The organism is Trichocoleus desertorum ATA4-8-CV12 (genome assembly GCA_019358975.1).
GTDB classification, from domain to species: Bacteria; Cyanobacteriota; Cyanobacteriia; order FACHB-46; family FACHB-46; genus Trichocoleus; species Trichocoleus desertorum_A.
Window position 1 is genome coordinate 74,289 of sequence record JAHHIL010000016.1, and the last position, 26,563, is coordinate 100,851.

At 48.0% G+C, this 26,563-nt stretch carries 20 protein-coding genes; 10 read left to right on the forward strand and 10 right to left on the reverse strand.

Annotated features, from left to right (window positions below):
* Positions 1 to 264: 264 nt before the first annotated feature.
* Both KME12_13790 and fusA read left to right on the forward strand, forming a co-directional pair.
* Positions 265 to 1,554 (forward strand): DEAD/DEAH box helicase, encoded by a 1,290-nt coding sequence (locus KME12_13790; protein MBW4488853.1) that lies wholly within the window; start codon positions 265 to 267, stop codon positions 1,552 to 1,554.
* A 232-nt stretch (positions 1,555 to 1,786) separates the two neighbouring features.
* Entirely contained in the window at positions 1,787 to 3,871 is a 2,085-nt protein-coding gene (fusA, locus tag KME12_13795; protein MBW4488854.1) for an elongation factor G, read from the forward strand.
* 89 nt (positions 3,872 to 3,960) lie between these two features.
* Here the strand turns inward: fusA and KME12_13800 are convergent, their stop codons facing one another.
* From KME12_13800 to KME12_13810, 3 genes are all read right to left on the reverse strand, one after another.
* Entirely contained in the window at positions 3,961 to 6,855 is a 2,895-nt protein-coding gene (locus KME12_13800; GenBank protein MBW4488855.1) for a GAF domain-containing protein, read from the reverse strand.
* 163 nt (positions 6,856 to 7,018) lie between these two features.
* On the reverse strand, positions 7,019 to 7,834 hold the full coding sequence (locus tag KME12_13805) for an SDR family oxidoreductase (GenBank protein ID MBW4488856.1): 816 nt from the start codon (positions 7,832 to 7,834) through the stop codon (positions 7,019 to 7,021).
* 208 nt (positions 7,835 to 8,042) lie between these two features.
* Positions 8,043 to 8,606 (reverse strand): dual specificity protein phosphatase family protein, encoded by a 564-nt coding sequence (locus tag KME12_13810; protein ID MBW4488857.1) that lies wholly within the window; start codon positions 8,604 to 8,606, stop codon positions 8,043 to 8,045.
* A 457-nt stretch (positions 8,607 to 9,063) separates the two neighbouring features.
* Here KME12_13810 and KME12_13815 point away from each other — a divergent pair, with 457 nt between their 5' ends.
* Together KME12_13815 and KME12_13820 are read left to right on the forward strand one after the other, a co-directional pair.
* Positions 9,064 to 10,416: an SLBB domain-containing protein gene (locus KME12_13815; GenBank protein ID MBW4488858.1), complete on the forward strand. Its 1,353-nt coding sequence runs from the start codon at positions 9,064 to 9,066 to the stop codon at positions 10,414 to 10,416.
* 42 nt (positions 10,417 to 10,458) lie between these two features.
* A complete protein-coding gene (locus KME12_13820; GenBank protein MBW4488859.1) occupies positions 10,459 to 12,792 on the forward strand; it encodes a polysaccharide biosynthesis tyrosine autokinase in 2,334 nt (777 codons plus the stop codon).
* Between the two features lie 172 nt (positions 12,793 to 12,964).
* Here the strand turns inward: KME12_13820 and KME12_13825 are convergent, their stop codons facing one another.
* Complete coding sequence (locus tag KME12_13825; GenBank protein ID MBW4488860.1) at positions 12,965 to 14,314, reverse strand: glycosyltransferase family 4 protein; 1,350 nt, start codon at positions 14,312 to 14,314, stop codon at positions 12,965 to 12,967.
* Between the two features lie 511 nt (positions 14,315 to 14,825).
* Between KME12_13825 and KME12_13830 the strand changes: the two genes are divergently transcribed.
* The 4 genes from KME12_13830 to KME12_13845 all read left to right on the forward strand — a co-directional run bounded on the left by KME12_13830 (position 14,826) and on the right by KME12_13845 (position 17,668).
* Positions 14,826 to 15,107, forward strand: coding sequence for a hypothetical protein (locus tag KME12_13830; GenBank protein MBW4488861.1), 282 nt, complete (start codon positions 14,826 to 14,828; stop codon positions 15,105 to 15,107).
* 87 nt (positions 15,108 to 15,194) lie between these two features.
* A complete protein-coding gene (locus KME12_13835) occupies positions 15,195 to 15,527 on the forward strand; it encodes a c-type cytochrome (protein MBW4488862.1) in 333 nt (110 codons plus the stop codon).
* Positions 15,528 to 15,722: 195 nt separating this feature from the next.
* Complete coding sequence (locus KME12_13840) at positions 15,723 to 15,995, forward strand: hypothetical protein (GenBank protein MBW4488863.1); 273 nt, start codon at positions 15,723 to 15,725, stop codon at positions 15,993 to 15,995.
* A gap of 359 nt (positions 15,996 to 16,354) precedes the next feature.
* Positions 16,355 to 17,668 (forward strand): serine hydrolase, encoded by a 1,314-nt coding sequence (locus KME12_13845; protein MBW4488864.1) that lies wholly within the window; start codon positions 16,355 to 16,357, stop codon positions 17,666 to 17,668.
* Positions 17,669 to 17,677: 9 nt separating this feature from the next.
* Here KME12_13845 and KME12_13850 read toward each other — a convergent pair whose 3' ends face one another.
* The 4 genes from KME12_13850 to KME12_13865 form a co-directional block, all read right to left on the reverse strand.
* Positions 17,678 to 17,971, reverse strand: coding sequence for a hypothetical protein (locus KME12_13850; GenBank protein MBW4488865.1), 294 nt, complete (start codon positions 17,969 to 17,971; stop codon positions 17,678 to 17,680).
* Positions 17,953 to 18,831: a 2-succinyl-6-hydroxy-2,4-cyclohexadiene-1-carboxylate synthase gene (gene menH, locus KME12_13855; GenBank protein ID MBW4488866.1), complete on the reverse strand. Its 879-nt coding sequence runs from the start codon at positions 18,829 to 18,831 to the stop codon at positions 17,953 to 17,955. Before menH ends, KME12_13850 begins: the two co-directional genes overlap by 19 nt.
* A gap of 51 nt (positions 18,832 to 18,882) precedes the next feature.
* The gene (locus KME12_13860; protein ID MBW4488867.1) at positions 18,883 to 19,701 is read right to left on the reverse strand and encodes an SAM-dependent chlorinase/fluorinase; all 819 of its coding nucleotides are present in this window, start codon (positions 19,699 to 19,701) and stop codon (positions 18,883 to 18,885) included.
* 337 nt (positions 19,702 to 20,038) lie between these two features.
* Positions 20,039 to 21,385: a hypothetical protein gene (locus KME12_13865; GenBank protein ID MBW4488868.1), complete on the reverse strand. Its 1,347-nt coding sequence runs from the start codon at positions 21,383 to 21,385 to the stop codon at positions 20,039 to 20,041.
* A 215-nt stretch (positions 21,386 to 21,600) separates the two neighbouring features.
* Here KME12_13865 and KME12_13870 point away from each other — a divergent pair, with 215 nt between their 5' ends.
* Complete coding sequence (locus KME12_13870) at positions 21,601 to 22,149, forward strand: NUDIX hydrolase (GenBank protein ID MBW4488869.1); 549 nt, start codon at positions 21,601 to 21,603, stop codon at positions 22,147 to 22,149.
* Between the two features lie 195 nt (positions 22,150 to 22,344).
* The gene (locus KME12_13875) at positions 22,345 to 25,344 is read left to right on the forward strand and encodes a PAS domain-containing protein (GenBank protein ID MBW4488870.1); all 3,000 of its coding nucleotides are present in this window, start codon (positions 22,345 to 22,347) and stop codon (positions 25,342 to 25,344) included.
* A 49-nt stretch (positions 25,345 to 25,393) separates the two neighbouring features.
* On the opposite strand, the gene KME12_13880 is transcribed toward KME12_13875, so the two are convergent.
* Complete coding sequence (locus tag KME12_13880) at positions 25,394 to 25,798, reverse strand: peptidoglycan-binding protein (GenBank protein MBW4488871.1); 405 nt, start codon at positions 25,796 to 25,798, stop codon at positions 25,394 to 25,396.
* A 219-nt stretch (positions 25,799 to 26,017) separates the two neighbouring features.
* The gene (locus KME12_13885; GenBank protein ID MBW4488872.1) at positions 26,018 to 26,353 is read right to left on the reverse strand and encodes a response regulator; all 336 of its coding nucleotides are present in this window, start codon (positions 26,351 to 26,353) and stop codon (positions 26,018 to 26,020) included.
* Positions 26,354 to 26,563: the final 210 nt, after the last annotated feature.

Genomic DNA, 26,563 nt, shown 5'->3' on the forward strand with positions numbered 1-26,563 from the left:
CATTATAGTCTTAGATAGGCCGAATTCCAGGGATTCTCGAGCTTTGGATCAGGTGCTTAACTGGGTGGTTATATAGAGCGATCGCCAACCTACACACTTTGTTCTAAATTTCTGTTAAGATGAATTTCTGCCAGTACATTCCGGTCTGTTGCTGGCATATTGGAGTTTGCTTATCCGAGCCATCCAACTACACAGATTTCCTGCTCTTAGACTGGTCCCAGGTACTGATTTGGGATAGGGGCACCACTAGGAGCAATTTTAACTATGACATTTCATCACCTCGGCCTCTCGACCGAATTACTTCGTGCGGTTGCCGAGCAGGGCTACGACCAGCCCACTCCCATCCAAGAGCAGGCGATTCCTGCCGTCCTCAAAGGGCAAGACATTCTTGCCAGCGCTCAAACTGGCACGGGCAAGACGGCTGGCTTTACGCTACCTCTACTGCAACGATTGAGCAGATCTGGCTCTAGCCCAAGTCGTCGCAGCCCTCGTGCCCTCATTTTGACCCCCACTCGTGAATTGGCCGCTCAGGTGAGCGATAGCGTTAAAACTTATGGCAAGTACCTGTCGTTACGCTCAGCCGTCGTTTATGGTGGCGTTGGCATTGAGCCGCAAATCCAACTGCTGCGTCGAGGAGTTGATATTGTCGTTGCTACTCCAGGTCGCTTGTTGGACCATCTCAGCCAGAAAACGGTTGATCTATCTCATGTCGAGATTTTAGTGCTAGATGAGTGCGATCGCATGCTAGACATGGGCTTCATTAATGACATTCGCAAGGTCTTGGCGAAGCTACCTGCATCCCGACAAACACTCCTGTTTTCTGCTACTTTTTCGGCAGAAATTCAGAAACTTGCCAACACCTTGCTCAAGTCTCCTACTCTGATCGAAGTGGCTCCCCGCAACACCGCTGCGGAGCAGGTGACTCAAGTCGTGCATCTCGTCGATCGCGATCGCAAGCGCGAACTGCTCTCTCATATGATCGGGTTCCACAATTGGCAACAAGTATTGGTCTTTACCCGCACCAAGCATGGAGCCAATCGCCTCGCCGAACAACTGGCAAAAGATGGGCTGAGAAGTACAGCGATTCATGGCAACAAAACCCAAGCAGCTCGCACCCGTGCGCTTAGTGACTTTAAGCAGGGCAAGGTGCGGGTTTTAGTAGCCACCGATGTAGCTTCGCGAGGTCTCGATATTGATCAATTGCCTTATGTGGTCAACTTCGAGTTACCCAATGTTCCAGAGGACTATGTGCATCGCATTGGCCGGACGGGGCGGGCAGGCAACGCTGGACGAGCGGTTTCGCTGGTTTGCAGTGAAGAATACCCCTTTTTGAAAAGCATTGAACGATTGCTCAATCGTACCTTTATTAAAGATGTAGTTCCCGGATATGAACCAGCCGCCTCAGAGGGGCCTCAGACAGGCCAAGCGAATCGGAAGCGCTCCAATCAAGGCCGCCCTCAGCAACCCAAATCGGAGGTTGCAGCTACACCGAAGCGCAGCAAACAAAACTCTACAGGAGGAACTCGCGATCGCAAACATCTCCGTATCGTTTAAGTGAGTGTTAAACAAGTGGTGTAAGACCTAAATTTTTGCAAAATTTTGCTGTCAGTTCTACATCACAACACTTTACAATTAGCAACGTTGCCGAGAGCGTGGAAAAGGGTTTCCTAAGATTTCCAGTGACGAAATCCAGCCCATACTGGCTACAAAAGCAACATCGATTCCCTCTGAGTAACGCCTGTAGGTGGTCGCCAACAGTTTGTCGCATTTAATCTAGAGAGCAACTATGAAAGACCTGACTCGTTATCGCAATATCGGCATCTTCGCTCACGTCGATGCGGGTAAAACGACTACAACTGAAAGAATTCTGAAACTGACTGGTAAAATCCACAAAATTGGCGAGGTTCATGAAGGTGCAGCAACCACTGACTTCATGGAACAGGAGCAAGAGCGTGGGATCACGATTCAATCCGCTGCGACAAGCTGCTTCTGGAACGACCACCAACTGAATATCATTGACACCCCAGGGCACGTGGACTTCACCATTGAAGTTTATCGCTCCCTTAAAGTTCTGGATGGTGGCATCGGCGTTTTTTGCGGTTCCGGTGGTGTTGAACCTCAATCCGAAACTAACTGGCGCTATGCCAACGACTCCAAGGTGTCTCGGGTTATCTATATCAACAAGCTCGATCGCACTGGGGCTGATTTTTACCGCGTCGTCAAGCAAGTTGACCAAGTCCTAGCTGCTAAGCCTTTGGTCATGGTGTTGCCCATCGGCATTGAAGAGCAGTTTAGTGGCGTCGTTGATCTACTAACCCGTAAAGCATGGGTGTGGGATAACTCTGGCGATCCCATGAACTATCAGATCAAGGAAGTTCCTGCCGACATGGTCGATCAGGTTGAGACCTACCGTGAGCAGTTGATTGAAACTGCAGTCGAGCAAGACGATGAGCTGATGGAGAAATACCTCGAAGGTGAAGAGCTAAGCATCGACGAAATTAAGCGGTGTATCCGTAAGGGCACCATCGACCTAGCTTTCTTCCCCACCTACTGCGGCTCCTCGTTCAAGAACAAAGGAGTACAACTGGTCTTGGATGCGGTAGTAGACTACCTACCCAACCCGATGGAAGTCAAGCCCCAGCCTGAGATGGACCTTGAAGGCAATGAGATGGGTACGTTTGCCTATGTTGACTCCGAGAAGCCATTGCGAGCCTTAGCATTCAAGATCATGGACGATCGCTTTGGCGCACTCACCTTTACCCGGATCTACTCCGGTAAGTTGTCCAAAGGTGACACCGTACTCAACACGGCTACAGGTAAAACCGAGCGGATCAGTCGCCTGGTTGAGATGCATGCTAACTCCCGTGAAGAAGTTGAGTCGGCTCAGGCGGGTGACATTGTCGCGATCGTTGGTATGAAGAATGTCCAGACAGGGCATACTCTCTGCGATCCCAAGAAGCCTGCGACCCTAGAGCCGATGGTCTTCCCAGAACCCGTAATCTCGATCGCGGTGAAGCCAAAAGCAAAAGGTGGTGAAGAGAAGATGGTGACGGCACTGACCAAAATGGTTCAGGAAGACCCCTCCTTCCACATGTTTACGGATGAGGAGAGCGGCGAAACCATTCTTAAAGGGATGGGTGAGCTACACCTAGACATCAAAGTTGACATCCTCAAGCGCACCCACGGCGTAGAAGTGGAAGTTGGTAAACCCCAGGTTGCTTACCGTGAGTCTATTACTAAGCGCCTAGAAGATGACTACACCCATAAGAAGCAGTCGGGTGGTTCGGGCCAATTTGCCAAGATTGGCTACGTCGTCGAACCTGGCGAACCTGGCACTGGTTTTGTATTCGAGTCCAAGGTGACAGGTGGCAGTGTTCCCAGAGAATACTGGCCTGCGGTGCAAAAAGGCTTTGAGAGTTGCATTGGCAAAGGCGTATTGGCTGGATTCCCCTGCCTAGACCTAAAGTTCACCCTGCTAGACGGCGGTTTCCACCCGGTTGACTCGTCGGCGATGGCGTTTGAAATCGCAGCGAAGGCAGCTTATCGGCAATCCATGCCTAAGGCTAGCCCCCAACTGCTAGAGCCCATCATGAATGTCGATGTGTTTACACCAGACAACTACATGGGAGATGTCATTGGCGACCTTAACCGTCGTCGGGGCATGATGAAATCTCAGGAGACAGGCCCGACTGGTGCTCGGATCAAAGCAGATGTGCCATTGAGTGAGATGTTTGGATACATTGGTGACCTACGTACCATGACATCAGGTCGAGGTCAGTTCTCTATGTCTTTCTCTCACTACGCACCTTGCCCGAACAACATCGCGGAAGAAGTGATCAAGGAAACTAAAGAGCGTCAAGCTGCGGCATAGCGCTAATTTGGCACCTCCTTATTTCTTAGAGCCCTATTGCTTAGAGATAGAGGAATAATCTGGAAGCATCCTGGTTGGCGTACTGCTGATCAGGATGTTTTTTCTGGGTGTGGTTTTTGCTTCACTGGTAGCTTCAGGACAAATTCCGTGCCCTGCCCTAACTCAGAGTGGCAAACTAACTCACCATGATGCTTCTCAGCAATTTGATGACTAATAAATAAGCCCAAACCAGTTCCTTGATCTATTGGTTTAGTTGTGAAGAAAGGGCTCAGCAACTTAGCTTGAACCGCTTCTGGAATACCTCGACCGTTATCTTGAATCGACACCTCTACCCACTCGGCATTGACACAGCGGGTTGCAATGGTGATAGCTTTAGGCGAAGTTGCATTCTCAGTGACAGCCTCTCCTAATTCATCGATCGCATTACTCAGCAAATTCATAAAAACTTGGTTGAGCTGTCCAGCGTAGCATTCTACTAACGGCAACTCCCCGTAGTATTTCTCGATCGCAATCACAGCGTTAGACATTCCTGGCTTTAATCGATGTTGCAGGATTAAAAGTGTACTCTCCAACCCTTCATGTAGATCAACTGCTCTCACATCTGCTTCGTCAAGACGCGAGAAGTTACGCAAAGAACGGACAATTTCCCGAATGCGGTCAGTGCCCAGCTTCATCGAAGCACACAGTTTTGGAAAATCCTCCTCAATGTAGCTGAGGTCGCTGTCAGCAAGCTGCTGATCTAGATCTGCTGATGGAGTAGGATGTTCCTGCTGATAGGCATGAATTAGATCTAGTAAGGTTTGGGTATACTCCTGAATCGGCGCTAAGTTGCCGTGAATGAAGTTGATAGGATTATTGACTTCGTGAGCAATGCCAGCCACAAGTTGGCCTAAGCTCGACATCTTCTCGCTATGCACTAACTGAAGTTGAGTTTGATTCAGGTCAGTTAAGGTTTTTGCCAGTTGTGCAGCCTGTTCTTTAGTATTTGCCAGCAATTGCGCGTGTTGTAGTGCTACCCCTAGTTGGGTAGCGATTTGGCTGACAAACTCAACTTCCGATTGTTTCCACTGACGAGTCGTAGAATGTTGATAAACACCTAGTAGACCCCACAGGTTCGGACCGACAAAGAGTGGCACAACCATAAAAGACTTGATCTCAAACTGCTCCAGCAAGTCGATGTGACACTGGGCATATCCTGGCTGGTAAATGTCATTGACAACGGAAATCTCACCGTTGCGATATCGTCCACCTTGGGTTTCCTGGAGGTGAGTGTCATCCCAAACCATGTTTACGCCCAGATGACCAATGCTTTGCCATTCCGATGTAGTGGCTTCGTAGTTCCCAACAAATCCTCCGCCCCAGTCAGGAGTGAAACGATACACAGCCACTCGTTCTGCTTTGAGCACTTGGCTGAGTTCTTGCGTAGTGATTTGAAAGATGGTGTCAATCTCTAAAGACTGACGGATTTTAGCCACGATGCGAGACAGAGTTGTCTGGCGATCTACTAAATGCTCTAATTCTATGTTTGCTTGCTGAAGCTGCTCAGAACGCTGTTTCAGTTCTTCCGTCCGTTCTTCAACCTGCCGCTCTAAATTAGCATTCAGCCCTTGCACCTGTTGGTACAGCCGATATTGTTTTGCTGTTGCGGAGAAGCGTTCCCCCAGGACTTGGGCGTATTTGATCTCTTCTTCGACCCAACTTTGCGATCGCTCCTTCTGGATTTGCCGCCATACGTCGAAAGATTGCCGTGCCATCAACTGGCGTGTATCCGGATTGTGATACCCAGCCCAAAGGGTTTCAGTATCGAGTCCACTGCGGAAGAAGGTGAGACAACCAATGACTTGAGCGCCATGCTTGAGAGGAATAATTAAGGTGCTGCGAATCCTGGTGTCATTGAAGAAGGGGGCTAAGGTTCGAAACAGGGGTTCTTGATAAATATCATTGACCGCCCAGGATAAAGCCACTGGTTTTGTAGATTGAGTCGGTTCTGCTAGTGCGTAAACAGCCCGCATCCACTCAATCGACCAAGGCTGATACCCTGTCCCATCCGTAGAAGTATTCAAGACTGAGTGTAGATACTTCTGCCACACTAAGTTCTCCTCAATGAAGCGCTTCTGAGCAGGATCAATGAAGCTAGGCTGTTCGCCGTGAGTGTAAAGTTCTCTAGGTTGATGGGCATCCGGAAACAGATAGAGTCTGCCGCCAGCATCAAGAGTATCAGCGGCTTCCTCTAGAGCGTCTTGCCAGTTTACGGTGGGAGAGGTTTGTAGCAGGGCTGTGACTCGATTCAGGTTGGCTTCTTGTCGGGCTTGGGCTCGCACCTGCTCCAGCAAAATTGATTGGGCAATGGCAACAGCGACTTGGTCTACGACCGCCTGGATAAACTGCAACTCTTCTTCCGTGACTGTACGAGGCTCGGCGTGATGGGAAACCAAGAGACCCCAAAGTTGAGTCTGGGATTGGAGAGAGGAAGTTTGAGCAGATCCGGTTGCTTCTGCTTCGAGCAGCACCGGAACCACAATTGAAGACTGCACACCCATTGCCATCAGGTACTCTTGGTGGCAAGGATCGACAGGTCGATACCGGATATCTGTATCGTTATCGTTAAGCAGTTCTCCACTTTCGGGGCAGTTGAGGGAGCTAATGCCTACCTCATGAGTGCTCATATTCACGATTGAACGTTGCCGAGCGCGAACGAACAACTCCCGTGCATAGGGGGGGATGTCATCGGCAGGAAAATGCAGCCCGAATAAGGAAGGTAGGCGATCGCTCTGAAGTGACTCAGCAATCACAATTCCATGACCGTCTGGTTGAAACTGGTAAATCTTGACTCGATCCGTTCCTAAGTAAGACCGTACTTCTGCCGCTGTCTTGCTTAAGATTTCTGGAAGTTCTAAGGATTGACGGATACGGTTAGCAATCCGGTGGAGTAATACTTCCCGAGTCAAAGATGAATTGATGTCGTGGGGGGGCAGCATAGTCACGGTTCAACTCAGAATTCAAGGGTTGTTACACTTAGAGTTCCCTTAATTTTCGTAACAGCTAAGGTGCGCCAAAAATAACTTTTGGAAATTGGTTATCTCTGCTGCCTTGATTTCTGCTGCCTTGATTTTTCTCTGTGAGGTAACTTGCCTCAAGTGCTTTACCCTAGGCGAGTTGAGCGAACAAGCTCGACCAATTGAGATCTGCGGGTCTCTTCCCCTGATTCACGATTTCAAATACCTTACGCGCAGTAGCTGGATGATCTAAACACTCGACGCAGGCAGAGGCTACATCAATTCGACTTGTTTGCCCAGATAATTGATCTCCTGTCCCCAGCACCACTCCTTGCTTACCTCCGGTTGTAGCCTTCAACAAGGTATTGAGATCATAGGAAGTATAAGGACCATCAATCAATCGCCCAGGTCGAATAATGGTGTAAGGCAACCCAGACTGCGCGATCGCTTGTTCTCCTTTTTGCTTTGCATCCAGCACGCCATAAGCATTTAATAAATTGTAAGGTGGTTTATCCTTGTGCTCCACGCCACAGGATGAAACAAACACAAATCGCTTTAAGTCCCTAGGCGTAGTCTGCACTAGATGGGTCACTCCCTCGGCATCTACTTTTTCGGGACTATTCTGAGTGCTGGCATTACGGTAGTTAGCATCAAAATAAATCTTGCCCCATTGCTGCCAGCGTTGTAGACCTGTCTGGGATGGCAGATCAAAGTCCCAACGAGATGAAGGAAAAGCCGTTGTTCCAGTACAACAAATAATGTGAGTAATATCTGGCATCGCTGCCGGAAGCGTTTCGGCTTGACGGATATCTCCTACTGCCACCTCCACGCGATCGCCAAACATCTGCTGAGCTTTCTGAGCACTACGGCTAAGGACTCGCACCAAGAATTCTTTTTCTAGCAGCTTTGCCACTACTAGTTGCCCTACGCCTCCTGTTGCTCCAACGACTAGTACGCGCTCAGCCATGCTTACGCCTCATTATGCCAGGTCCATTTCACCAGCCTAAGATACTCTAGAAGGCACAGATTGCTGAACTACAGAAAGGAGTAGAGTTTTCCTAAATTTCTCTAGACACTGGAGGCTTAGAAAAATTTACGTGCTTTCCAAAACGCAATAAAGGTTAATTTTGGTGAACTAGGATTCAGCTCTTGAAGGTATTGAAGTTCTAAAGAAATTATAAATTTTGATGAACTTGCAGAAACTCGCGCAGAGCCCGTAACTGCGCTTCGTTGGGCATAGCGGAAGGATGCACCTGCTTAATCCAGTTCAAAGCTTCCCAGAGTTCCAAATTTTGGTAAAGGCAGAGGTAGGCAATACAGACTGTCGGCGATCGCTCAATGCCTGCCAAGCAATGAACATAGACCGGGAGATGGTTCTGCACACTCTGATGCACAATTTCAACTGCCTTAGCCAGCTGATGCACCTCCAGCTGAGTCGTATAGTAACGATCGGGCAAGATAAATCGGAGGCAATTGAAATCCTGTGTAATGCCTTCTGGCAAGGAACCTTCAATTTCTGCACAGAGAGAAAGCACGACCTTAATATTGGCTGCAACTAGCCGGGAGTGATCTGCCGCTTGGGGTAACCCTCCCACAGCCAACTTACCGGGGATCACCCAACTAAAAGGGGTTTGGCGCTGGTAGGAAGATCGCTGTCGTGGTTTTCCGCGCAGCCAGCTATGCCACTGGAGTCGGATGGTTTCGATCAGCCATTTAATTTGCCGTAATACTTGTCTCACCTGTATTTCTCGATGCTGACCCAATTGCTGTTTTCAGTGATCCAGGGACCCCCGTTTGTAATCCGGATTTGCGTTGACACGCCCGAACTAGTAACGAGTATAGGTGAGCTAAATCTAAAGATTAGCTAGGGATGTTTAACTAATTCTAAATAGTTGTTCTAACTAAGTAGTTGAACTATTCATAAATAACTCATCCTGTTTTGCAAAAGTATGGCATTGTTTATTGAAAAGTCTTCATGCTTTCAAATTCCCTGCCATCACCAAGTCATAGGGTCGAGGTAATTTACTCAAAAATTTGATTTCAGGTGCGCTCACTTCAACCCAATCATGAAGAAAAAAAGGCAGTCGGCTTCTAATGCGTCAACCGAACAACCAGAGAATTGGATTTTCCTTTAGCCATATTACTTTTACCAGCTTATTGCTCCTAGGCAGCACTGCTGCTTCTGGGTGGGCGCAAATGCCCATATTAGCGCCTCCCAGCTTAGCGCCTGCGAGTCTACCTCCATCAAGCCCAGCCATGGATGTTTCCCAGGATGGCTACCAATTGGGAGCGGGCGATCGCGTGCGTCTAGATATCTTTCAGGTTCCAGAGTACAGCGGAGAGCACCAAGTTTTATCCGATGGTTCTCTGAATTTACCCCTGATTGGCACGGTACCTGTCCAAGGCATGACGCTCAAGCAAGCCTCTGCGATTCTCTCGGCCAAATATGCCCCCATCATTAAGCGGCCCCTAGTGACGATGACCTTGCTGAGCGCACGACCCCTCAAGATTGCGATCGCCGGAGAGGTCAGCCATCCCGGTTCTTATACGGTGTCCCCCAGTGGTGAGCAAGGGGTGCCCACGGTCACTCGTGCGGTGCAATTGGCGGGAGGAATCACCCAAGCGGCTGATACCAGGCAGGTACAAGTCCGGCGGGCTCGGCCTCTGAATATGGGTGGCGAGCAAATCTTAACAGTCGATCTCTGGCAACTTCTGCAAACTGGAGATTTACGGCAAGACCTACTGCTGCGAGATGGCGATACCGTTTTTATCCCTACACAAAAAACTGTTAATTTAGCTGAAGCCAATCAACTAGCTGCGGCTAGCTTTGCGGCCAGTAAAGCAGAACCGCTACGAATTGCCGTTGTGGGGCAAGTGAACCGTCCTGGGCCCTATACCCTAACAGGAAATGTGGAGGGGCAGGCAGAGTCAGGTGGGGGAGTGCAAATGCCCACTCTGACGCGAGCGATTCAAGTGGCAGGAGGCATTACGCAATCAGCGGATATCCGTCAAATTCAATTACGGCGGATGACGAAAACAGGAGCAGATCAAGTCATTGGTGTGGATCTCTGGAAGCTGTTACAGGATGGGGATGTGCGTCAAGATATTCCCCTGCAAGAAGGAGATACAATCACGATCCCCACGGCAACGGCCATGACCCCCACGGAAGTCACAGAGCTGGCTTCAGCGAGTTTTTCACCCAGCAAAATTACGGTCAATGTGGTGGGTGAAGTTGTACAGCCTGGTGCAGTAGAAGTGCCACCCAACAGCCCCCTCAATCAAGGGTTATTGGCAGCAGGAGGCTTTAACCGCAGAGCGAAAAAAGGCTCGGTAGAGCTAATTCGGCTCAATCCTAATGGCACTGTGTCCCGACAGCAAGTCGCGATTAATTTCTCCAAGGGGTTGAGTGACAAAGACAATCCCCCCTTACGGAACAATGACACTATTATTGTCAAGCGATCGGGCATTTCTGGGTTTTCAGACGCAGTCGGCACTGTGCTCTCACCGCTGACCAGTGGTTTCGGTCTCTTTAGGCTCCTCGGTCTTTGATCCTCACCAGACTCATCTTCTAGGGTAAATAGTAGGCAACTTATGCAGATGGAACCATACTCCTATCCTTTAGTACCAGGACAGCCGCAGCCCGCTGGCGAGATGCAACCTCACGCTCTACCGCTGACGTATTATGCACCACAGCCCTACTATGCCAAAGACGAGCTAGATCTCAAAAATTTCCTAGAAGTTTTACGCCGTCGAGCCTTGGTTGTGGCAAGTGTGGCGATCGCAGTCACAGCTACCACTTGGGGTTGGACTTGGACTCGAACTCCTATTTACAAAGGGGACTTTCAAGTTCTGGTCGAACCTATCACCGATACCCAAACGCCCCAGAAGTTACTGCAAGACAATCAGAGCGTTCTGCAACCAACCTTCGACTACGCCACCCAAATTGAGGTACTGCGTAGCCCAGAACTATTAGCCCCAATAGTATTGCAGTTACAGAAGCAATACCCCGACCTTAGCTATGCTTCTTTGGTGCAAAACCTTACCATTAGTCAGCTCAGCAACACAAAAATTCTGTTGGTTAGCTATCGCGACTCTGACCCTAAAAAAGTGCAAACCGTTTTAGAAAACTTGTCAACACTATACCTGAATTACGGGGTGCAGCAGCGGCAAGTCAGCTTACAGCAAGGAACCCAGTTTGTTGATGAACAACTACCTAAGCTGCGTGAACGGGTAAGCACCCTGCAAAAACAGCTAGAAGATTTTCGCCAAAGATACAGCCTGATTGATCCAGAATTGCGAGGGAATGAACTGTCAGAGCTGATCAGTGATGTTGAGAAACAACAACAAGAAGCTCGCACGCAGTTGGTAGAAGCTCAATCACTTTACACTACCTTATACAACCAAGTCGGATACCGTCCCGCAGAGGCGATCGCAGCTTCTTCTCTGAGTGAATCTCCCCGCTATCAACAACTCCTCAACCAAATTCAAGAAGTAGAAGCTCAAACAGCGGTCGAATTGGCTCGTTTTCAGCCAACTAGCCCAAATATTCAAATCTTAGAGGACAAAAAACAGCAGTTAGAAGCACTGCTAGATGAAGAGTCCCAGAAGGTTTTGGGTAACCAGTCGCGACCGAGTGGTGCCGATGGCAACTTAACCTCTATCTCCCTAGATCTTAGTAAGCAGTTGGTCAATACCGCCAATCAAGTGCAAGTACTGCAAATGCGCAACCTAGCCCTGGCAGAAGTAGAGCGCAATCTCAAGCAAAACTTTGAGCTAGTACCAGCACTAGCCAGACAATATACTGACTTGCAGCGAGAGTTAAAGGTCGCCACTGAAAGTCTCAACCGCTTCTTGGGCACGAAAGAAACACTGCAAATTGAAGCCGCCCAGAAAGCAATTCCTTGGCAAGTGATTTCTGCCCCGCAAGAACCCCAACAACCGATTTCACCGAATACGCCTCGCAACTTGGCTTTAGGTGTTGTGGCTGGCTTGCTCTTGGGAACTGGGGCTGCGCTCCTGAGCGAGAAGCTGGATAACGTTTTCCACTCGCCTACAGATTTAAAGGACTTGACTCGTCTCCCCCTCCTAGGCGTGGTTCCTTTTCAAAAACGCTTGCCAGAGCCTAACTATGGTGATGTAACCCCTCGGTTTACGCTTCCAGAACACCAAAATTTAACGCTTGAGCCTGGACAACTCCAATTAGATGAAAACTTAAGCGCTTTCCCGGCAGCGAGTCCTAGCCATTACACTGCTTCTCCTTTCCTAGAGTCATTCCGATCGCTTTATACCAATGTTCGTTTATTGGGTTCAGATACACCTGTTCGCTCTTTAGTCATTGGGTCAGCGGTACCTGCAGAAGGGAAATCAACGATCTCACTACAACTGGCAAAAGCAGCAGCAGCAATGGGTCAGCGAGTCTTATTGGTTGATGCTGATATGCGCCGTCCTCAGGTTCATACTTACTTGGGTCTAGCCAACATGCGCGGGCTGAGCCACCTGATTGCTACCAATGTAACTGCCGAAGAGGTGATTCAGCGATCGCCTACCGATGAAAATCTCTTTATCATCACCGCAGGGCAAATTCCTCCCGATCCCACCAAGCTACTCTCTTCCAAAAAGATGCAAAACTTGATGGCAGAGCTACAGGAAAGCTTCGACCTAGTGATCTATGATACGCCTCCCGTCTTGGGTCTAGCCGATAGTAGTATTCTGGCAACTTATACTGATGGCATCATCATGGTGGTTGGTCTTGGCAAAACCGATCGCTCAACTTTAGCAATGGCTTTGGATGGGCTAAAAATTGCTTCTACCCCTGTCCTGGGTATTGTGGCGAATGGGATTAAGGGCTATACCACTCAGTCCTATGATTATTACAATCGCTACTACACCCAAAAACGCGACTCTGCGCCCCTGGAAGTTCTATGAGACCCAGTTAAAAGTTGGCAAATCACCCGGTATAAGGCATCGGGGTATAGCATTGACCTTAGTACTGACTGCTATACCCCAAGCATTTCAAGTTATTCCATCTCATCATCCCTAGTTATCCCTAGGTTAGGAAGAAGCAAGCAATATTTTTTATCTTTTTCTCTTTCCGGTTTTATCCTTTTCGAGAGAAGCCTAGTCTGCTCAACCAAGGACGACTTAACCGAAAGTAGGGGGATGAAGATGAATCAGTCTCAACGGATATGGGACTCGGAGCTTTAGTTTGGGCTTTGATCACAGTGGAGTACTGGTTAGCAATGATCTCTGGGGTAAAGTGATTCATGAGATAACGCCGTCCCGCCGCACCCAACTGCACGCCTAACTCAGTGTTTTGAGCTAGATCGCGAATAAAGTGAGCCAAACCCTGACCATCTCCATTCACAAAAGCTCGACCACAGTCAGCTGCTGCTAGAATTTGACGCAGATAGGAATGGGGTTCGCAAATAATAGCAACAGGGCGTCCAGCGGCAAGCGTACCATACAGCTTACTAGGAGCAACTAAGCCTTCCATGCCGGGACTAATGCTCACCAGGGATAAATCGCAAGCAGTCAAGGAGTAGGGCAAAGTTTGTTTGTCTTGGTAAGGCAGAAACAAACAATTACTTAGACCTGAACTTTTGGCTTGCTCGACACACGCTTGATATTGCGCGCCACTTCCAATAAATACAAACTGAATTGCTTCATTTTGTAGGTAGTTTGCTGCTTTTAAGATAGTTTCCATATCATGGCAACGACCTACATTGCCAGAATAAAGCACCGTGAATTTTTCAGTTAAATGATGCTGAGTTGCAAACCAATTATCTTGTTTGGCGATCGGAACAATGGTATTAGGATCAGCCCAACTATGAATTACCGAAATTTTATCCGCTAAGGCTGGATATCGGTTGACAATTCGCTGCTTCATTGTCGGACTCAATACAATAATTTGCTGCGATCGCCCCCAAACAGCCCGATTAATAGCATGCCAAAGTTGCGCTACCCAGTGTTTTTGCGAGACAACATTGAGTTGAATAGCGACATCAGGATACAGATCATAAACCAAACAGATATAAGGCAGCTTAAAGCATAAGTTAGCTAGCAAACCTAAAATTGGCAAATACGGAGGTGCTGTTGTAACTAAAAGAACGTTGCCTCGTTGGGAATGCTTGAGGAGATGAACGCCAGAACGCAGACAAAACAACAAACCACTAATGACTTTGCCCCGGATGCGCTGAGGCCAAATTTGTGTGGTGCGCGATCGCCGGATGGATACTTTTTCTAAGCTTTCAGCCGCTGGAGCTGATTTATGCTGAAATGCGTAGCCTGGTTGACCTGTAAAGATTTGAACTTCAATTTCTTGCTGACCTAACTGAAAAGCCAGTTCCTCAATAAGTTGCCCAGTAGCAGCATAATCAGGTGGATAGAACTGCGTAATAATTGATAGATGGAGCGCTCGATCGGAGTCTGGATTGCTACAGTTCTTCATATCTGGCTGCTAGTAGAGAGCTGACATAATAATTGCTTGCTCAACAAAATCTTCCTTCTAACTCTATCCATCAATCAGTAAGAGCCTAAAGTCACCTCGTTTTAATAGAATAGATATTACAGTTATTGAAATATGACATTAACCATTTATCTTTAACATCTAGCCGAATGTCAAGGGGTATTTAATAGGACGAAAAAGTTGAGATTCTTTATATATTTTTTAGCTTTTCTCTCATGTGGGACGACTTTCAACACCTGATTCTCTCTACTCGTTATACCAATGCTCTAATATTTGGAATCAAATAATAGCCTTTATTAACTATGAACCCATACCGTATTACTGGAGGAAATCGAGTCATCAGAAAATTTAGAAGTTTTTTTAGAACAGTCCGATAAAAATTTGCATTTGTTCATAATCTAGAGAATAAAGTTGAGGCGCTACCAAATCTTAGGTAATTCCTGGGTCTTCAGGGACAGAGTACACTAGCAGAGCGATGCTTGCTACCAAATCTATGTTCAAAGTTGTTACCCGCGATTTCTCTGAGGAGTTTGGGCGCTGGACAGATGCCCTCAACACCGCCAAATCTCTACAATCTCAGTGCAAAAGCTTACTCCAAGACATCCGAATCTTTGAAGGAGACGATCTGGTATGGATTTATAGTCGTTCCCATACCTATCCGCAGTTTGTTGGGCCTGGAACCTATAAACGCCTAGCTATCCGGTTTTTGCAAGAAGCGATCGACAATGGAGAAGCATGGGCCATAGGAGAGGCATCAGAGAGTTATGGTGAGTAGACTCCGTTTCTCTCGCTTATCCCTGCCTGATCATTTCTGGCTGATAATTTCTAGCTCATAATTTCTGGATTACAGAAGAAAAATCTCATGAAACAACTGCTGGCTCTCCTTTTAGCGATCGCTTTGATCCTCACTGCGGCTCCTAGCTCAGCTTCCGCTACAGATATTAGTCAAGGAGCAGAAATTTTTCAGGTTCATTGCGCTGGCTGTCATATCAACGGCGGCAACATTATCCGGCGGGGGAAGACGCTGAAGCAGAAAGCGCTGAAAAAATACGGGGTCGATTCTTTGGCAGCGATCGCCACCCTTGTTACCAACGGTAAAAACAACATGCCTGCTTTCCAGGAACGCTTGAGCGAAGTGCAGATTCAAGCGGTATCAGCTTATGTCTTAGAAGCAGCGGCGAAAGACTGGCGTTAAGCGATCGCAAGACAAATTATTCCTGAAAAGAGAAAATTTACCTAAAAGTTTGAGGAAAGAAAATTTTGGGTTGGGTACTTCAGTACTTTTGCACTGATTTTTATCAAAGATCCCAGATTCTACTGAACTAAATTATCAAGGAAGTGTGAGAGAACTATGAAGTAATCATGAAGTAAGCGAGCAGTAAGGGGTTGTATGAAGATTGACTTCAAAAAGCAAAACATCAAAGTCACTGCCACAGCACCTGGCTCTTGGCATTTTCAAGTGAGTACAGCGAGCCAAGAACAATTTGCCATTGAAGTTAGCGCTGCCTCCACGGGCTTTTGGCAATCGGAAATCCGCGACAGCCAGCAGCGTTTACTAGGATGCACCTGCGATCGCGCTCCTGAAAATGTGTTTGCTAAAGCGGTTGCTCTACTCCAAGCCTTTCTTGCCGAACCTGGTTTAACTGCTAATGCAGTTGTTTAGGCTGACATTTAGTGTCGATATTTAGTGAAGATAGGTTTAGGACAGTAAGTTTAGGCAGCTCCGACTGGTTAGATTTCAGCCTCAACGACATAGACTTTCAATTTGCTTCAGCTATTAGATTTGATTCCTAGTTCGCTGCATCTATTGCTAGGAAGAAGGTTCTAGATTCGAGATTCCGCCGAGATAGTTGAGATAGTGGAACAAATGAGGAACAGGATACGACTGATAGGCAGTTCCTCCAATTTATTCAGGGATGCGATCGCGCCACAATCATTGTTCAATAGCTAGGGAACTATTCTCTTCTGTTGAAACCTTGATGTTTTTCATCGCTCCTACTCACACATCTCCTTAATCTCGACATGCAAACAGTTGCCAAGTTTCCCTGGTTTGTGTCCGGTCTTGTTGGTTCACTTTTACTTTCAGCTCCTGCCCAAGCTGATGTCTTGCAATCCTGGCGGTTTGATGCTCGCCAGAATCAGTTAGAACTTGCCACCGATGAAGGTGTGCAGCCCACAGCCCAACTCATTGCCAATCCCACGCGCATCGTGATTGACCTGCCTGGAATTCGGCTAGGACGGCCTAAAAGCAGTCAAATGATTGGAGGTACGGTTCAAGCGGTACGAACGGGTCAGTTTAATGCTCAGACCGCGCGGCTAGTGGTGGAGTTAGCACCGGGATACACTGTAGACCCGCAGCAAGTTCAGGTTAGAGGTAGTTCCTCAACGCGATGGACGGTGAAGTTGCCCACGCCTCAGGCTACGACCGCGATCGCTACTCCAATTAGTCATGTACCGCAGGCGATCGCCACGATCGCTCCACCCCCTGAGACTTTTGGTGGTTTGATTCCAGCAGGGAGACCTTTAACCTGGTTACAACAACGAGTAGCCTCGCTCCGAACTTCCAAATATTCGTCCCTGCGGTCTGGAATTTCCTTTCTGGATATGGAGACAGGCAATTACTTAGATTTAAACGGAGACAAAGTTTACGCCACCGCTAGCATCATTAAGTTACCCATCCTGATCGCCTTTTTTCAAGATGTAGATGCTGGCAAAATCAAGCTCAATGAAACTTTGACAATGACGCGGGATATGGTTGTCGGTGGCTCAGGAGAGATGCAAGATCTCCCCGTGGGCAGCAAATTTACGGCGTTAGAAACTGCCACAAAGATGATTACTATCAGCGACAACACCGCTACCAACATGATCATCAAACGGATGGGCGGTATCCAAGTTATCAACCAACGTTTCCGCAGTTGGGGATTGGAGAAAACTGTGATTCGTAATTGGCTCCCAGACTTGCGCGGCACCAACACCACAACTGCCAGGGAGTTAACGCGCCTATTGGCAATGCTAGATCAGCAGAAACTACTTTCTCCTAAGAGTCAAACCCAAGCGATCGGTATTTTGCAAAGGGTCAAAAACCGTAAGCTTTTACCCGTTGGCTTAGGTCGAGGAGCCACGATCGCACATAAAACTGGAGATATTGGTTTCCTATTAGGAGACGCTGGGATTGTAGTTATGCCTAATGGCAAGCACTACATGGCCGCAGTTTTAGTTGAAAGTGCCTACGATGACCCAGCCGCTAGAGACTTCATCCAAGATGTTTCTCGCATTGTCTACACCTACCTGGATCAGGCAACCCGTACTGCTTCCGTCAACCAACCCAACCCATAACCCTGTGGGCTAATGCTTTCTAGAAGACTTGATCCTCTGAGTTGCAAAATAAGCTAAAACAGCACCTACTGAACCGATCGCGAGAAAGGTAAGTTGATCCTGAGAATTCCGAAATGTTTCTGAAGCCACTTGATGTCCAATAATTGTGATTCCAGCTAAAAAGAGCAGCCTAACTAGATCCACATACCAACGGCTACGGCGATCGCGGCGTTTGAGGTCTTGCCAAAAATCAATGGTGTCTGTAATCAGAAAAGAACCAACCCCTGCAAAAACAACCAATCCAGCTAAATATTGATATTGCATAGATTTTGCCTCTGGGTGTCTTTGCTAGTATCAGGCGCGATCGCCAGGAATTCCCCCACTTGCTGAGCAAACAAGCTGGGGTTTTCCCAATGAATATTATGACCACAGTCTCCTAAGATTCTTAACTTAGCCTGAGGGCAAAGACCTGCCATTTCGGTATTAACAGCCCTAAATTTTGCATCTTGTTCACCGACGAGCAAGAGCAGAGGTAGTTGATTCTCTGGTAATCGTTGCCATAGGGCGGGTTGGTGGCCTGTACCCATATAGCGGAGAGATTGAGCCAGTGCTTTAGGGTGATTGTTTAAGCGATGTTTTACGATCTGCTCAAAATCTGGGTGCTGCTGGAGAGATGCAAAAAGAGGTTGGCTATACCATCGCCTCAGGAAATTGGAGAAATCTTCTGTTTCTAGTTGATCAGCGAGTTGGGTATCGTGCTTACGGCGTTGCGATCGCTCAGCAGCAGTCTGGAGCCCAGGTGAAGTTGACTCTAGCACTACCCGATGAAAAAATTGGGGGAAATGTAGGGCTAAATATAAAGCCAGTCGCCCGCCCATCGAGTAGCCAACTAAAGAACAGGTAGAAATTGTTAACTGCTCCAAAAGCTGGATGAGTCCTTGGGCGGTCTGCGACATGGTGTAGAATTTATCTCCACCTCTAACTTCCGTTTTGCCGTGTCCTGGTAAGTCTACCGTTAAGCAGCAAAACTGATCGGCTAGCAAGGAGATGACAGGGTCAAAATCATGACAGTCACCCAGAAAGCCATGCAAAAACAGAATCAAAGGTTGATCCAAATTGCCTTGGAAAGAGTAATGCCATTGATAAGGCTCGTGATCAGGATTGAGTATGGTGGCTTCGGCCATGATTCGCCGCTCAGCGATCGCGTTTTCTCGGCATTATAATGGCTTTTCAATTCAAGCAGGACTGCTATTGCCAGCTAAAATCCGCTCTTGAATTTGAATTTGCGACCCTACGGCTGGTTTTCCAAATGCTTCCCAAGCACTATGTCCGCGCAAAAACAATTCCATCCATTGCGTTTCCTCACCCTGAGGATTTGTCCAACCGCTACTGCCTGCTGCAAAGGCAATTTGACCTGGTTCGACTGCAAAGCTTCCATCACTAGCGATCGCAGCTTGCTCGGCGTCACCAATTTGCACAGAAATCTCGGAACCAACCTGAGCTTTGCGATCGCTCTGTTTGATGGTGGTCTTTAAGTTGCCGTACCCGTCAATGTAGGCGATACAGTTCTCTGGAATGTCTGGAATGTCAGTGGGATCAAGAACATCATCTAGAGCTTCTGGTTGTCCTAGGGCGATCGCAGCAGCGGCTTGAGGAAAGAGATCTCGCGATCGAAATTGGGAACCCTCGGCGGCAACTGCGGCCCAACGTAACTCTACTGCGGCATCCCGCACAAAGGAGAAGGCGTGACCTGCGTTGACTCCAATCACCCGTACCCCATTGGGTAGGCGAGCAAAGGCTAGACGCTCTCCTGCATTGGCGGTGCGGGCTTGGTCATCATCTTGTCGGGGCGCGACGTTGTGGTAAATAATGGTGCCAGCAGGTGCTTCATTGAGACCTAGTTGGGCTACACAAAAACCAGCCGCTAAGGTGGAAAAAGCAGGGACGGGTGTGAGCACAAGTTCGGCATCGGGTAAGTGGAGCTTGATGCGTTGCACGACTTCTGCAAAGGCAAGGTCACCTAGACCATAGTCGGCGATGATGTGGATCAGCATAGGTTTATTACAAGCTGTTTTCTTACCTTAATGCGGCACCTGGGTTTGATCCTCAATCTAGGGGTGGGTGCTGGAGGTGAGCGATCGCTTGTTTTGGAAAGATTTAAGAAATTGGGGGCACCTGCCCCCAAACCCCCGCTGAGGGACGGCTGCGTCCCCCAGACCCCCTCCAGACGAGTTTGAGTGTAGGTGTTTCGATAGGAATGGCAGGTTGCTACAGGTTGGAAGGATATTTTCTAGAGAGAGTTCAACCTGTATTTCTCCTCAACGCTTCATTTCATCAAGCTGTTTCCAGCGCCACTAGATCTACTCACGGAATACCAACGGAGAAAATAATTCAAGGCTGCAATTGATTGAGTTTCTTCTGAGCAGATTGCGATAATGCTTGGGCTTCAGCATAAGCAGTTGTTCCAGACTGTACCTTACCGAGTTCATCTACAATGCCTTGTAGTTGACTGAGGAGATAACCACGATTAGTCGATAAGTTTGCATCAGTAGATGCCAAAACTGCTCGCGTTGTCCTTTTTGCCTCTTCTAGGGCTTCTACAGAATTGCGCTCAGCTTCTAGTCGAATGCGTACGATCGCCAAGTTTTTCTTATAGTCTGCTAATAGAGACCGGGAGGCTACATAGCCAGGATCAGCTAAACCAGCTTGCTCCACTTGGGTAATCGCATCTTCCCATAACCCCACTATCTGCTCCCACTCTGCTGCTGGATGGGGAGGATTTTGTCCGAGCTGTGCAGCTCTCAAGGCTAACTGCTTTCCAGCATTCATCAATGTATCGGTGCGAGCATTACCAGCGGTAAAACCTGTGACTTGCTCAAAATCCCGTTGATTGGCAACTAATTGGGTTTGAGCCATTCGACCTGCTAAGGTTGCAGAGGGAACTTGTTGCAATTGATCAATCGCCGTTTGCCAGTCAGCGATCGCGTCTGCTTTGGCGGCAGAAGCTTTGGCTTGTTGATATTCCTGCTTGGCAGTATTCAGGGCTTTGTCGCTTGCTGCTAATTGGGTTTGGGCGTTCTGCTCCTGAAAAACTTTGGCCTCCATGCGTCCAACACTTTTGCGGGCTGTTTCAAACTCATCTAGAGTAAAGCGCCAACCACACTGAAAAAATCCACAATAGGTTCGGGGACTATAGCCTAAAAACCAAACAGGCAAGGCATCTAAATGCTTTTGGGCCAACTTTACCTTTTCTGTTCCCAAGTTAATATCGGCAGGGCTAGTGGCTCGATTGACTAGCTGGTCTGACTGCTCTACCAATGAAATTGCTTGTCGGTAGTTGTGATCCATGCTGATGTAGCTGGGAAATAAGAGAAACGGCGCAACTTTAGCCACCGGAATCCGAATCATAGGAAACGGCAAGTTCAGGATATAAATGCTACCTGCCATACCTGCTACACCTACAGCCGCCACAGTCAAAGTCTTGACTTTACCCCAAATTTTGGACGCATGATTTGCCCTTGCTGCCTGCTTGATCGCCTTGTCACTAAACTCTGGAAAAATATCGCTAATCGCATGGCGTAACTCTGCTTCCAAAATCGCAGAACCGACTTGCGATCGCAGTCTTTCCAAGCGTCGCAGCACAATTTCTTTCTGCACTTGGCCCGCAGCATCATTGGCAGCGCAATTCTGGATTTCGGGTTGCAGGATACGAAAGGCGCGATCGTTGAGACGAGACATAAGAGCTTAGCCAGAACCACTGGATTACAGTTTTCCCGATTCTGGCCAATCTACTCCAATTTTTCTCTACAAAAACTTAACCAAATTGTTTTGATGTAACCCAATTGGCGCACATTTCCTGATCCTGCCATCCCCTGATGAGGAGATGAACAAATCTCGATCAAGAACCACAATTAGCTCAGAACCTACCTAGCTCATAGACAAAGGCGGTCAGAATGCAAAAACATGGTCCTTGGACAATTCAATCCAGTCATGAACAATATCAGAACTCTTTTATTCGAGTGATGGAGGATCAAGTCATTCAACCGGATGGAGAACTGGGAAGCTATGCTACAGTGCGGGTGCCACGAGGAGTCGCTATCTTGGCGATCGATCCGCAGAATACGGTGTACCTGACTCGGCAGTTTCGTTATGCTCTCGGCCAAGCCAGCATTGAGGTGGTGAGTGGTGCTATTGATGGGGATGAGTCTCCTCTAGAAGCAGCTCAGCGGGAAGCTCGTGAAGAGATGGGAATTGAAGCCCAAGCCTGGACAGAATTGGGAGTGGTGAACCTTGATACTTCAATTGTGCAAAGCCCAGTTACCCTCTTTCTGGCTCAAGAGCTGAGTTTTGGGGAGAGCGATCGCGAGGGTACAGAAACTATTGAACCTGTCAAAAGCTCTCTAGACGAGGCAGTGCAATGGGTGATGAACAGCGAAATTACTCACTCTGCTAGCTGTGTCTTAATCTTGAAAGCCCATCACACTCTAAATCGCTTAGTTTAACTGGGACTCTAGGCAGAATTGATGAACCTGCGATCGCGGCTTAGCCCCCTCAGAGCTGGGTAAGCATAAAAGCTTATCCTGCCGAAACAACCAGGAGTTGATTCTTGCTTCAATCGTCATAGATTACACGGATGTATACCCTGTGGGGGCTGTGTTACTGGTTAACTGTCTCCCTATTTATAGACATTGTTTAGCATGCCTCAGAATCTCTCTGCCCCCAGTGACTTACAGCGTGAGGAGCTTTGCTATCTATTTGTTAAGAATCTACCCTTTGCCGCTGCCCTGCTCGATCGCGACATGAACTATCTCATCACTAGCCAGCGCTGGTTGAGTGACTTACGGTTAGATCAACAAGATATCATAGGGCGATCGCACTACGAATTTTTTCCCCAGCACTGCCAACCTTTGAGTGCTGCCCACCAACATTGCTTGGCGGAAAACACGGAGCTTTGTGTAGAGGAACAGTTCCAACCATTAGATCAGGCGATCGCTTGGCGGCAATGGAAAATTTGCTCTTGGCAAGATAAAGTGGGTGCCATTGGGGGCGTTATGCTGGTGGCTGAAGACATTACCCAGCGCAAGCAAGCCGAAGCAGCCCTACGCGAAAATGAAGCGGAACTGCAAGCTATTATCGACAACTGCCCTGCCATTATTTACCTGAGAGATACCCAAGGTCGGCTGACTCGTGTAAACCGTCAGTTTGAAATCTTGACGGGGATGAGTGCCGAACAGATTTGCGGCAAGAGCAGTCATGATCTTTTTCCCAAACATGTCGCCGATGAACATTGGAAAAATGATCAAATCCTGTTAGCCACTGGCCAAGCAGTCACAGTCGAGGAGTTAGCGCCACAGGCCGACGGTCTACATACTTATCTTTCCGTCAAGTTTCCAATTTTTAATTCCAAGGGAGAAGTTTCTGTAACGGGTGGTATTTCAACAGATATTAGCGATCGCAAACAAGCCGAGCAGGCGCTAAAAGAGAGCGAAGCACTGTATCGGCAGATGTTAGATGCTATCCCTGATATGGTGCTTTGCAAAGGAGAGCGATCGCGCATCATTTATGGCAATGAGGCGTTCCGTAACTTCTACGGCAGGACTAACGAAGAACTGCAAGGTTTGATTGATTCGCCAGTCAACGACCCAGATTACACTCAGCAGTATATCAAAGACGATCTTTATGTATTTAGCACTGGGCAAACGCTCAATATCCCTGAGGAACCCGTCACTCGTCATGATGGATCTGTGCGTCTGTTTCACACCATCAAAACTCCCATTTTTGATGCCGCAGGCAATGTCGTTCAGACAATGGGCGTTTCCCGCGACATCACAGAACGCAAGCAAGCAGACATAGCCTTGCAACAAGGGAAGCACCAGCTAGAAGAAGCTCAGCGTCTAGCTCACATCGGCAGTTGGGATTTTGATCCAATGACCGGGGTGATTTCTTGGTCAGACGAGGTGTACCGGGTTCACGGGTTGCCAGTTGGGCCAAAAGCCCCTAGCTACGCAGAACTGCTACAAATGTATCACCCCAGCGATCGCGATCTATTTCAGGAAGCTGTGACTAAGGCACTCACTGAAGGAGCAGCTTACGAGATTGAATACCGAATTATTCAACCTACTGGCTCAATCCGCCACATTCATGCCAAAGGAGAAGCCATCCTGAATGAGCAAGGAGAAACTGTTCGCCTCTTTGGTACTATCTTTGACATTACCGATCGCAAGCAATTTGAAGTAGCTCTAAAGCAATCCGAGGCCAGACTGCGAGAAAAGGCCCAACGTGAACAACTTCTCAATCAGCTCACAAATCAAATTCGCAGCTCCCTCAATCTTAACCAAACCCTAGAAGCAGCGGTACGAGAAATTCAATCCCTGCTGCAGCTCGATCGCTGTTTATTTGTCCGCTATCGCCAACATATTGAGCTTCCTTATTGGGAGATCACTCAAGAAGCTAAAGATCCTGCCCTCAAAAGTTTTGTAGGTTCTAAAACTGTTGATGCAGATATCTTACCCTTGGCGGAGAAAGCCTTGAGGCGAGCGATTGTGCGCATTGATGATGTGCAATCAGAGCCTGATCCAACCACTCGACAGTTCTTTACCTTTTTAGGCTACACTGCAATGCTGACTATCCCTATCCATACCCAATCTGGTGAAATTGGTATTATCTGTTGTGTTATGACTCAAGCGGTTCGGACTTGGGATAATTCAGAGGTAGCCTTACTCCAAGTAGTGGGCGATAACTTAGCGATCGCCATAGACCAAGCCAAGCTATACGAACAAAGCCGTGCGGCTGCGGCCACTGCTCAAGCTCAGACCCAGCAACTAGAGCAAACTCTCCGAGAACTCCAGCAGACTCAAGCACAGCTAGTCCAGACTGAGAAGATGTCTAGTCTGGGTCAACTTGTTGCAGGTGTGGCTCACGAGATCAACAACCCTGTAAATTTCATTTATGGCAACCTCAGCCATGCTGATGAGTACATGCAGGGCTTGCTACATCTGTTAGATCTCTATCAACAACATTACCCGCAACCTCATCCTGAAATTCAGCAACAGAGGACAGATGTTGATATCGAATTTCTTTCAGAAGACCTACCTAGGCTACTGTCATCTATGAAAGTAGGCGCAGACCGCATTCAAAAAATTGTACTGGCGCTTCGCAACTTCTCCCGAATGGATGAAGCTGAGGTTAAGTCGGTGAATGTCCACGAAGGCATTGATAGCACGCTGATGATTCTCCACAACCGCATTAAGGATACACCTAATCATCGTGGCATTGAGATCATCAAAACATACGACAAGCTGCCTTTGTTAGAATGTTATGCCGGACAGCTCAATCAAGTCTTTATGAATGTGCTCTCGAATGCGATCGATGCGCTCAATGAACGAGACAGTCAGCGATCGCCTCAAGAGATCAAGCAAAATCCTAGTACCATCACCATTCAGACTCGTAAGCTCGATGCTCGGCAAGTGCAGATTAGTATTGCGGATAATGGCCCTGGTATGCCCGAACCTGTCAGACAGCGCTTGTTTGAACCCTTTTTCACCACTAAACCGATCGGCAAAGGCACAGGTTTAGGTTTATCTATCAGTTATCAGGTGATCGTTGAGAAGCATTTGGGGCAGTTGGAGTGTATCTCTGCTCCAGGGCAGGGAGCCGAGTTTTTAATTACTCTCCCCCTTGCCACTAAGCGACTGTAGAGAGTAGGGGCATAGATACTTTAGCGCCCCTACAGAGCGAGATTTTCTTTTAGGCAACACCGACACGAGCTAAATCATTGAGGCGTTGACGAACCACGAGATTAGCGACACCATCTACGTTGTATGCATAACGACGCTCGAACTCTCTCACCGCAGCGACAGTTCTAGGGCCATAAAAAGGTTGGTTCTGAGGAATGTTAGCTCGGATTACGCGATTGAGATTGCCCTGTAAAATCCGCATAGCCTGCTCTGCTTTTGCCATCGTAATCGGCCCTGCAATCCCATCTACTTTAAGCTTGAAATAGGTTTGAAAAGCTTTAACGGCTTCAACCGTAACTTTATCCGTCAGCGGGCCTTCGTAGCTGGAGATTGGGAAGTTAGGATCGTTTGCAGGAGAGGCACTGAAACCGTGACCATTAAGGATGCTGCGGAGTTGGGCATTGGTGTAAGTCATGATGAATTCCTGTAAGGGTGTTTGGGCTTGATATTCTGATCTACAGATCCCTAGGTTCCTTTTTCGTGAACTGAGCTATAGATCACCCGGATGGGGGACTGAGGCTCGTCCTCTTGGACTACAGCCCAATTAGAGCACCCACAAGAGGTGTTCCTACCAGTGTTATCTACTCATGTCAAGGAGAAAAATAGGCGAATAAGCAGGAGAAGATGAGAAGTCTTAAAGCTTTTGACTTCTTTGGGCTAAGCTGACAACGACAGTCGCTAGCTCTGCGGGCTCTACGGGTTTAGGGATATGAATCTGGAAACCAGCCGCAATTACCCTTGTACGGTCTTCAGCTCTAGCGTAGGCTGTTAATGCCACCGCCGGAACTAAGCTTCCCTGGTCTGCTGACATGGCTCTAATTCGATGAATTAAGCTATAACCGTCCTCTTCGGGCATCCCAATATCACTGATCAGCACATCAGGCTTTTTGGCCACAAGTAGCTCCAATGCTTCTTGAGCAGAAGTTGCAGCAAACACCTCGGCCTCACATTGCTCCAGAACTGCTAGCAAGTAATTGCGGGCATCGGTCTCATCATCTACGTTAATACTCTGACGCCTTTAAGTGAAGGCGGATTGCTGAAGGATACGCCTTGCCCTAAGGCTATGCATTGCCGCATCTTTCTTTACAAATAGAATAATAGTCAGAGAGTTTACGTAGTCTGGAGTTGGGCGATTGCCGCTTCATCCGCCTCAGGTAGTCGGGATGTCAAATTTTACGAA

Bases quoted from the DNA above. Each gene is read 5' to 3' on its own strand.
- KME12_13790 (MBW4488853.1), top strand. From the start codon at position 265: ATGACATTTCATCACCTCGGCCTCTCGACCGAATTACTTCGTGCGGTT.
- fusA (MBW4488854.1), top strand. From the start codon at position 1,787: ATGAAAGACCTGACTCGTTATCGCAATATCGGCATCTTCGCTCACGTC.
- KME12_13805 (MBW4488856.1), bottom strand. From the start codon at position 7,834: ATGGCTGAGCGCGTACTAGTCGTTGGAGCAACAGGAGGCGTAGGGCAA.
- KME12_13815 (MBW4488858.1), top strand. From the start codon at position 9,064: ATGCCCATATTAGCGCCTCCCAGCTTAGCGCCTGCGAGTCTACCTCCA.
- KME12_13820 (MBW4488859.1), top strand. From the start codon at position 10,459: ATGCAGATGGAACCATACTCCTATCCTTTAGTACCAGGACAGCCGCAG.
- KME12_13825 (MBW4488860.1), bottom strand. From the start codon at position 14,314: ATGAAGAACTGTAGCAATCCAGACTCCGATCGAGCGCTCCATCTATCA.
- KME12_13830 (MBW4488861.1), top strand. From the start codon at position 14,826: ATGTTCAAAGTTGTTACCCGCGATTTCTCTGAGGAGTTTGGGCGCTGG.
- KME12_13835 (MBW4488862.1), top strand. From the start codon at position 15,195: ATGAAACAACTGCTGGCTCTCCTTTTAGCGATCGCTTTGATCCTCACT.
- KME12_13840 (MBW4488863.1), top strand. From the start codon at position 15,723: ATGAAGATTGACTTCAAAAAGCAAAACATCAAAGTCACTGCCACAGCA.
- KME12_13845 (MBW4488864.1), top strand. From the start codon at position 16,355: ATGCAAACAGTTGCCAAGTTTCCCTGGTTTGTGTCCGGTCTTGTTGGT.
- KME12_13850 (MBW4488865.1), bottom strand. From the start codon at position 17,971: ATGCAATATCAATATTTAGCTGGATTGGTTGTTTTTGCAGGGGTTGGT.
- menH (MBW4488866.1), bottom strand. From the start codon at position 18,831: ATGGCCGAAGCCACCATACTCAATCCTGATCACGAGCCTTATCAATGG.
- KME12_13860 (MBW4488867.1), bottom strand. From the start codon at position 19,701: ATGCTGATCCACATCATCGCCGACTATGGTCTAGGTGACCTTGCCTTT.
- KME12_13865 (MBW4488868.1), bottom strand. From the start codon at position 21,385: ATGTCTCGTCTCAACGATCGCGCCTTTCGTATCCTGCAACCCGAAATC.
- KME12_13870 (MBW4488869.1), top strand. From the start codon at position 21,601: ATGCAAAAACATGGTCCTTGGACAATTCAATCCAGTCATGAACAATAT.
- KME12_13875 (MBW4488870.1), top strand. From the start codon at position 22,345: ATGCCTCAGAATCTCTCTGCCCCCAGTGACTTACAGCGTGAGGAGCTT.
- KME12_13880 (MBW4488871.1), bottom strand. From the start codon at position 25,798: ATGACTTACACCAATGCCCAACTCCGCAGCATCCTTAATGGTCACGGT.